The 5,196-nt window shown below is 23.3% G+C and carries 5 protein-coding genes; 4 read left to right on the top strand and 1 reads right to left on the bottom strand.

Going from position 1 to position 5,196, the window contains the following annotated elements; all coding sequences use genetic code 11:
• Positions 1-999: 999 nt before the first annotated feature.
• Complete coding sequence (locus OYV_RS02960) at positions 1,000-1,512, top strand: hypothetical protein (protein WP_042068205.1); 513 nt, start codon at positions 1,000-1,002, stop codon at positions 1,510-1,512.
• A gap of 144 nt (positions 1,513-1,656) precedes the next feature.
• On the opposite strand, the gene OYV_RS02955 is transcribed toward OYV_RS02960, so the two are convergent.
• A complete protein-coding gene (locus OYV_RS02955) occupies positions 1,657-2,370 on the bottom strand; it encodes a DUF2963 domain-containing protein (RefSeq protein ID WP_070097664.1) in 714 nt (237 codons plus the stop codon).
• A gap of 729 nt (positions 2,371-3,099) precedes the next feature.
• On the opposite strand from OYV_RS02955, the gene OYV_RS02950 reads away from it, so the two are divergent.
• From OYV_RS02950 to OYV_RS02940, 3 genes are all read left to right on the top strand, one after another.
• Positions 3,100-3,627: a hypothetical protein gene (locus OYV_RS02950; protein WP_041624770.1), complete on the top strand. Its 528-nt coding sequence runs from the start codon at positions 3,100-3,102 to the stop codon at positions 3,625-3,627.
• A gap of 38 nt (positions 3,628-3,665) precedes the next feature.
• The gene (locus OYV_RS02945) at positions 3,666-4,124 is read left to right on the top strand and encodes a hypothetical protein (RefSeq protein ID WP_011160833.1); all 459 of its coding nucleotides are present in this window, start codon (positions 3,666-3,668) and stop codon (positions 4,122-4,124) included.
• A 207-nt stretch (positions 4,125-4,331) separates the two neighbouring features.
• Positions 4,332-4,823: a hypothetical protein gene (locus tag OYV_RS02940; RefSeq protein WP_011160832.1), complete on the top strand. Its 492-nt coding sequence runs from the start codon at positions 4,332-4,334 to the stop codon at positions 4,821-4,823.
• Positions 4,824-5,196: the final 373 nt, after the last annotated feature.

Genomic DNA, 5,196 nt, shown 5'->3' with positions numbered 1-5,196 from the left:
CAATTATTTAATTTTTGCTGACCAAGATGATGATATTGAAAACGTGATAACTCTAATTGAAACTAAAGAGAATCAAACAGAACAAATAAAAATACAATGTCAAGATTTATTGCAAAAGGGCGAGAAAGATGCCTAATTTCTTAGTAAATTAACCACTTACAACTGCAATTAGTAATGCAGTACAACATATTTTTGGTCTATTTTATGAAAGCAAGATAGATTATAGCAGAAAATAAAAGCAAAAAAACGAGAAACTGTTTATCGTTTGGATTTGCGAGTTGAAAATAGTCATGGAAAAGCTTTGCAATAAGCCTAAGAGAAAAAACGGGCAGTAGCTATAAGGAAAAACAGTTGATACCTTATATTTTAGGGCATTTTATATATTTTTTGCGTATATAAAATTTACTAACACTTATTGATTTAAGTGGCAAGCAAAATTGCTAAACCTAAAACCACCACAACCACATAATGTTTTTATTTTTGTATATTAATTGTGGTTATCTCTCCTAAAACTATTAAGGTAAGAAATTAGAGTAACTTCTATCTTCCTAAAAGTTATTTGCTAAAAGAAAGTTATTTGCTAAAAGTATAAAAGCATCTAAAATAAACTTAAGTGTTTAGGCTCAAGGAAAAAGCAGAATCGTAGTAGTCGTAAGAAATTCAAAGCTTAGCTGGAATGCATAAGTGGACTGACTTACCAAGGAATTTGGGAAAACCAAATACAAGGCGAAAGAAGAAATATATTTTATATAAACGCTGTATGCTTGGAAACTTGCTTGTACGGTGTTGTGCGAGGCTCAAAAAAACCTAATTATTAGCTAATAATTAAGGCGTTTTGTTTCTATCGCGATAATTACTAAAATCAAAACTGAAATTAATCAATTAGCAGTTAATAATCAAACAGAAATTCAAAAATATTTAAATGATCCCATTTTTATAAATATCCTAGGTTTAATTAAAAAAAAAGAAGTAGGAGCCCAACAACAAGTAATTGATTATTTGGAACAAATATATATTTGGGTACAAAAATTAAATACAGATGTTAATAGTATTTTAACATCATTTGAAATATTGACAGCAAAAACATTAAAATTTAGAGAAGTTTCTAAAGAGTACGATAATGTTTTAGACAAAATTACAAATATTTTTTCATATATGAAATCAATATCCACATTAAATGATGTAATATATGAACAAGATTCAAAAAGCAGTGTTTCTGATGAATCATCTAATTTAGATGCAAAAGTGCAAGAAGCTTTAGACCAATTGGGTGGAATTAACAAATTAAAAGATCAAAAAGTTCATGTAGATCAATTAAATACTCAATTTAATATTTTAAAAGATCAAAATCCTTTAACTCCTTCAGGTGGTTCCGGTTCTTCTGATACTTCTCAAAATAATAATTCTAATGTAACCAATAGTTTTTTATTTTTTTTCTTTGTAATATTTATTTTATTATTTGTTGTTTTGATATTGTATTTTATTTTTCAAAATTTTGCAAACACAAAATAACAATTAGTTTTTTAAAATTATAAATATTATTTTTACTAAAATCAAGACTAAATTTCCCAAAACTAAATATTTATGATAATATAAAGATCAACTTCAAAGTTGGTCTTTTTTTATTTTGGGGCTTTTTCAAGAAATAAAACTAGTTTAGTATTTTGTAACAATATAATGGATTGTTTCTGAAATTTCTTCTTTTTCGTTGTATTTATCTATGTAATCAATATCAATGCCGTTTTTAAGATAGTAAGTATGAGAAATCTTTTTTCCAGTTTGAAGGCTATATTTAGCTTCATTGTCTATTTTGTTATTGTCTTGGTAATAAATTATTTTTGTTATTTTTTTAGTATTTTGATCAAGATATATGACACAAAATAAAGTTCCTTGTTGTGTAAAGTGTTTTATTTGGAGGCATTTTTTAGTTTGGGGGTTGTATTTTTCAATGAAATTAATAGTTTTTTGATTGGGGTAAAAAGTAGTTTTTTTGATTAAATTGTTTGTTATTGAATCGTATATATTTATCATTTGGGTATTTTCGTTTGAGTTTGTAACAATTAAATTATTTTCGTTTGAAATTAATTTATTTTGGTTAACTATTTCATTATTATTTTCTTTATTTGGTTTATTTTCTTGGATAATCGGATTTGGTAGTTTTGTTGATTCTTTTTTTTGAGTAAATATTTTATCTTTGCGTTCTTTGTTATATAAAATAAAACTACTTAAAAACATTATAATAACCATTAAAATAAGGCACAATATGTGAATTAATTGCCATTTATGCTTTTTTTGTTTGTGTTTGTCTTTGTGTTCTTTGGGAGTTGTTGTGTCTTTTTGGTCTTTTGTTTCTTTTTTTACAAATTTCATAAAATTACTTTTCTTTTTTGTTATAATTTATCAAACCCCATTTATGCTACAACTTATTTATAAAATTGCTAAATTGCCAAATTATCATTGCTAAATCTTTAAATCTTAAAACCAAAATCACAAATCATAGATTACAAATAAGTACTCTTATTATACAACATATATTGTTATTTGTATTAATATTTTTAAAATTACTCAATATTTTAATATTTTAGCAGTTTTTATTTGTAAATTGATGGAAAAATACAAATATTTAAAATAAATAAGCATATTTGTTGTTTTTTTTTTTTTGATGTGAAAATATAGTTAATTAACAATTTGTTTTTTTCCTTATTTGTTATTTTTTAAAAATTAGATTAAAAATATTATTTGTAATTGTATATTTATAAATTAATAGATATAAGTATATTTATAAGTAATTTTATAATTATAATTAATATTTGCAAATTGTTAAGTTATCAATACTTAATATACAACAAAAATAAAAGAAAGGTTTTTTTATGTAAAAGTAATAATTTCACTATATTAATTTACAAACTGGCTTGCATAATATCTAAGTTTTTCCAAATGCTGCAAAAATAGCTAAATTGAGCTTTATAAGTTTTTAAACATTTTAAATTGTTTATCTTTTGGAAACTGATCATCATATTAAAAATTTATTATTTTTACATTTTTACAATAAAAAACAATTTCTTATTTAGGATAAGAAGAAAGGCGGTTGTTTTAAAAGTGACACAACAAAAACAAAAACAATTATTATGTCTAGTTGTAATTATATCTGGATTTTTATTTGTATTATTAGCTATTCTTATTATTGATCCTTTTGGATGGTTTAAAAAAACAAAAACACTACCTCAAACCCATTTAGAAACTACATATAATCCCCCATATCCTTTTGTTGCACCAGAAACATTTAGTCTGGATTATGATAAATTAAATGTAGAACAAACTATTAATAAAGTCAATGATATTTTAGAAGAAACATCATTAGAAGAAAATAATATAAAAATAAGTAAATTAGATAATGAAATAATTAAAAATAACTTTAATGAAATTCCTAAAAATAAATTACAAACTGATTATTTGGAAAGAAAAAGAAAAGATTATATTGAAGATAAACAAGCTCAAAATAAAGAAAAGATAGAGAATTTAACAACAGAAAAGAATCAAAAAGTAAATAATAAAGACGAATTACATAATCAAATAATTCCTTTGAAAAATCAAGAATTAGAAGCAAAAAGCAAAAAAAACAATTAGAAAACAATTTAGAAACTTTAAAAAATAACAATACTACTTTGCAAGGACAAATTACAAATTTGGGAAATCAAATCCAAAACGAACCAAGTTCTACATCACAAAATTACTCAGAAAGCAATTTAGAAGAAATAAGAAGGAATAATAGTGATATTCAAGAAAGAATTGGAAATATACAAAGCGCCGTTCAATCTAATCAAACTCAAATCAATAATATTACAAATAACGAACTTCCCCCAATTCAAACTCAAATTACAAATCTTCAAGAAAACTTAAGTCCTTTAGTGAAAGAACACAAACATTTAATAGAAGAAATAAAAGAATTAGAATCACAAATAAAATGTTTAAATAAATTTAATAAAAAACTTGAATCTTTTGATATATACCAATATAGCGAAAAACCCCAAAACCATTTTAAAAAATGTCAAACTTGTCAACAATGGAAAAATTGTATAAACAGCGAATTTAAAACAACTTTTTATCCTGTGGTTAAAAAATAAGGAGATGCTTTATTATTTCAAGTAACCCTTATTCAAACTAAATATCTTTTATTAGCTATTAAAAAAATAAGTAAATATTACTTTGAATTAAAAAATTTATTAGACTATAAAAAAGAAGAAATAAAAAATAATTGTTTTGCAGACCAAAATTCTATTCTATATTTAGAAACTACTTTTTATCAAACTCAACATCACCTTATTTCTTTAATGTCAATGTTAAAAGGAATTGAAAAAGCAAATAAAGGAAAAAAACCTTCTTTTGAATATGATGATTTATTTTCTAAAACAGTTAGATTTTTAAATATAATTGATTCTCTTTCAAAAGATGAATCACTTAAACATCAATTTGAAAAAGAAGAACCAAACCTACAAAGTAGAAGCTTGCAAAACGATAAACTCGATAAATTATTGCAAGACAGAGCAAATGACCGTTATTTACCACCAATTAGAAATCCACAAGAACAAAATGCATTTATAAATAAATTCAAACAAATCTTTATGGATGAAGAATTTCAAGAAGACGAATCTAAACCTGAACCTGCATTTATACAAACTTTTAAAAAAAATCAATTTTTTAATAAAAATAAATCTGAATCTGAATCTGAATTAAATAATTGGGATACTATAAAAAAATTCAATCCTAATTTTCAATATCTTAATTTAGATCAATATTGTTTAGAACCTAACACACCCCAATAAAAAGACAAAAAACCCTATGAAAAATTTATAGAGCTTTTAAGAACTATTTATTCACAAGGACAATATACATTTGAAATACAAATATAAAGATATAAAAGATATAAAATAAATAGAAAAGAAAAAAACCATGTTAACACAAAATAATCAAGTAAATTTGTTTAAAGAACATTGGCAAAAAGTAGCAGTTGTTGCTTTGATATTAATAACTGTTGTTTTAGTATTTGCATGTTATTAATCTAATAATAAAATTAATAAATTAGAAAATGATTTAGCTAAATTACAAAAAGCAGAACCAAACGAAACTCAATTATCAAATGAACAAAAAGAAAAACTTTTAGATGAATTTAAAAACCAATTTTTATACCAAACTCCA

This window comes from 'Chrysanthemum coronarium' phytoplasma (genome assembly GCF_000744065.1).
Classification (GTDB): Bacteria; Bacillota_I; Bacilli_A; order Acholeplasmatales; family Acholeplasmataceae; genus Phytoplasma; species Phytoplasma asteris.
The sequence above is the reverse complement of the archived record's forward strand: the minus strand, read 5'-3'. Positions and strand labels throughout refer to the sequence as shown.

Bases quoted from the DNA above. Each gene is read 5' to 3' on its own strand.
- OYV_RS02955 (WP_070097664.1), bottom strand. From the start codon at position 2,370: ATGAAATTTGTAAAAAAAGAAACAAAAGACCAAAAAGACACAACAACT.
- OYV_RS02940 (WP_011160832.1), top strand. From the start codon at position 4,332: ATGTCAATGTTAAAAGGAATTGAAAAAGCAAATAAAGGAAAAAAACCT.